The sequence below is a fragment of the Paraburkholderia sp. GAS82 genome (assembly GCF_050436285.1).
Lineage (GTDB): Bacteria > Pseudomonadota > Gammaproteobacteria > Burkholderiales > Burkholderiaceae > Paraburkholderia > Paraburkholderia phenazinium_B.
Window position 1 is genome coordinate 1 of sequence record NZ_JBNDLX010000025.1, and the last position, 2,430, is coordinate 2,430.

Annotated in this window: 2 protein-coding genes and 2 pseudogenes; all 4 read left to right on the forward strand. The window is 57.2% G+C overall.

Features of this window, described 5'->3' with window-relative positions; translation table 11 throughout:
- A pseudogene (locus tag P3T17_RS37460) lies at positions 1-144 on the forward strand (electron transfer flavoprotein subunit alpha/FixB family protein); the annotation flags it as partial.
- Between the two features lie 195 nt (positions 145-339).
- The gene (locus tag P3T17_RS37465; RefSeq protein WP_074267517.1) at positions 340-1,047 is read left to right on the forward strand and encodes an SDR family oxidoreductase; all 708 of its coding nucleotides are present in this window, start codon (positions 340-342) and stop codon (positions 1,045-1,047) included.
- An 87-nt stretch (positions 1,048-1,134) separates the two neighbouring features.
- Positions 1,135-1,455, forward strand: a complete 321-nt coding sequence (locus P3T17_RS37470) for a pyrimidine/purine nucleoside phosphorylase (RefSeq protein ID WP_074296378.1) — start codon at positions 1,135-1,137, stop codon at positions 1,453-1,455.
- Positions 1,456-1,756: 301 nt separating this feature from the next.
- Positions 1,757-2,430, forward strand: a pseudogene (locus P3T17_RS37475) (NAD(P)(+) transhydrogenase (Re/Si-specific) subunit alpha); the annotation flags it as partial.

Sequence of the window (2,430 nt, forward strand, 5' to 3'; positions counted from 1 at the left end):
CATCTGGCCGGCATGAAGGACTCGAAGGTCATCGTGGCGATCAACAAGGACCCAGAAGCGCCGATTTTCAGCGTCGCCGATTACGGTCTGGTGGGAGACTTGTTCGACCACGTCCCCGAGCTCGTCAATCAGCTGAATTTGTAAGCGGCCCACAGCGATTCGAGTGTGTGCAGCAAAGCGCGAAATCTCAAATGATCAAGTTGAGCTTGGACTGTGAATTTGCACGAAGATTTTGACCTTACCAGCCTCACTGAAAGCCGAACCATGTCTTAAGGAGACACGTCGATCTTCCACGGGCGCATCGTGCGTGAATTCCCAAACTATCTACAAGGAGGTGGTATGAGTGCCGAAAAAGTTGCTATCGTCACAGCTGCGGGTAAAGGCATGGGGGGGGCGATTGCGCAGGAGCTCGCATCCAGCGGTTATCGGGTGGCCCTCATGTCACCGTCGGGCAGCGCGGCGAAACTCGCTGAAGAACTGGGCGGTTTCGGTCTATCTGGCTCGGTTACAGAGGACGCTGACATTGATCGGCTGGTTCGGGAAACGCTTAACAAATACGGACGAATCGATGCGGTTGTTAACAATACTGGTCACCCTCCGAAAGGCGACCTGCTGACTCTTACCGATGACCAGTGGCGCAGCGGTCTTGACATCATCTTGTTGAACGTCATCCGTATGCTGCGGCGCGTTACACCGGTGTTCGAATCACAAGGAGGCGGCGCGGTCGTTAATATTTCCAGCTTTGCCGCTGATTCACCGCTCCAGATCATGCCAGTTTCTTCGACGCTGCGAGCAGGGTTGAGTGCGTTCACGCACCTGTACGCGGAGCGTTACGCGGCGAAGAATATTCGTATCAACTCTGTACTGCCCGGCTACGTTGACAGTTGGGAGGACGCCCCGAAAGAATTTGTTGCTGGCCTGCCGGCAGGGCGACTCGGCACCGTCGAGGAAATCGCCAAGACAGTTGCCTTTCTGCTGTCAGAAGGCGCGGGGTACATCACCGGACAAAATATCCGTGTCGATGGAGCGCTGGTTCGAGCCCTGTAAGATTTCGTGCAGCGTGACATTCAGAAAAAGGTTGGCGCGCCCTGCCAGCCTTCTGTGTAAAAACCGGTTATATAAGGATATTTCAGAATGCCAGACGATAAGCAATACGAAGGAGTATCAGTAGTAAAGCGGGCGAATGTCTTCGGCGAAAAATGCGTTTCGCACACGGTCATCTTTGCAGATGGGACGAGAAAGACGCTCGGTGTATTCCTTCGTGGAAAACTGACGATTCCTTCAGTAGTGGATGAGGAACTCGAGATCCTGGCTGGTCATTGTTCGGTTCGACAAAAGAATGGCGCTGAGTGGACCGAATATCGTGCGGGTGATTTCTTTGAAGTCCCGCGCAACAGCTCGATCGAGGTAAATGTATTTGAAACGGTCGAATATATCTGCAGCTTCCGTGATTGACGGTTGCTCTCTGCTTGAAGGTGGACCGCGGTCGCTGCTTCTGCGCTGATCATCGGCGATCCGTTGTGTTGACACCAGAAAGGATGGACGTTACGACTCAACGTCAATGATAGGGCCTGTAGAGCTGACGGTTCGAGGTCGCTGTCTTACGGCTTCGTTCCACCATACCGCCTAGATACGTTTCCCCAAACCCTAATGTGCAATTGGACGTCGGCCTATCCAGTAGGCGGGCAACGGCCGTTGACGTGGAACGTGCCCGATGACCAGGCACGCCGATTTAAGGCAATGAGTAGAGGAATGTATGCACATAGGAGTGCCAGCCGAGACGCGAGCGCATGAAACACGCGTTGCCGCCACCCCCGAGACGGTCAAGAAATACGTATCGCAGGGCCACCGGGTCACGATCCAGAGCGGCGCCGGGACTGGCGCCAGCTTTCCTGACGAGGCTTTCAGCGCGGTGGGCGCGGAGATCGTCGATGCAGCCACCGCCTTCGGCGCCGATCTCGTCCTCAAGGTCCAATCGCCGACTGAGAGCGAGCTGCCGCATCTGAAACGCGGCGCGGTGCTGGTGGGCATGCTCGATCCTTTCAATGCAGACAACGCGGCGAAGCTCGCCACTGCTGGTGTAACGGCATTTGCGCTGGAAGCCGCGCCGCGCACAACCCGTGCGCAGAGCCTCGACGTGCTGTCGTCGCAGGCCAACATTGCCGGCTACAAGGCCGTGCTGCTTGCCGCCGATCTCTACCCCCGCTTCATGCCGATGCTGATGACCGCCGCAGGCACGGTGAAAGCGGCGCGCGTGCTGATTCTCGGCGCCGGTGTGGCGGGTCTGCAGGCGATCGCGACCGCCAAGCGCCTCGGCGCCGTGATCGAAGCCTCCGACGTGCGTCCGGCGGTGAAAGAGCAGATCGAATCGCTCGGCGCCAAGTTTCTCGACGTGCCGTATGAGACCGACGAGGAGCGCGAGGCCGCACA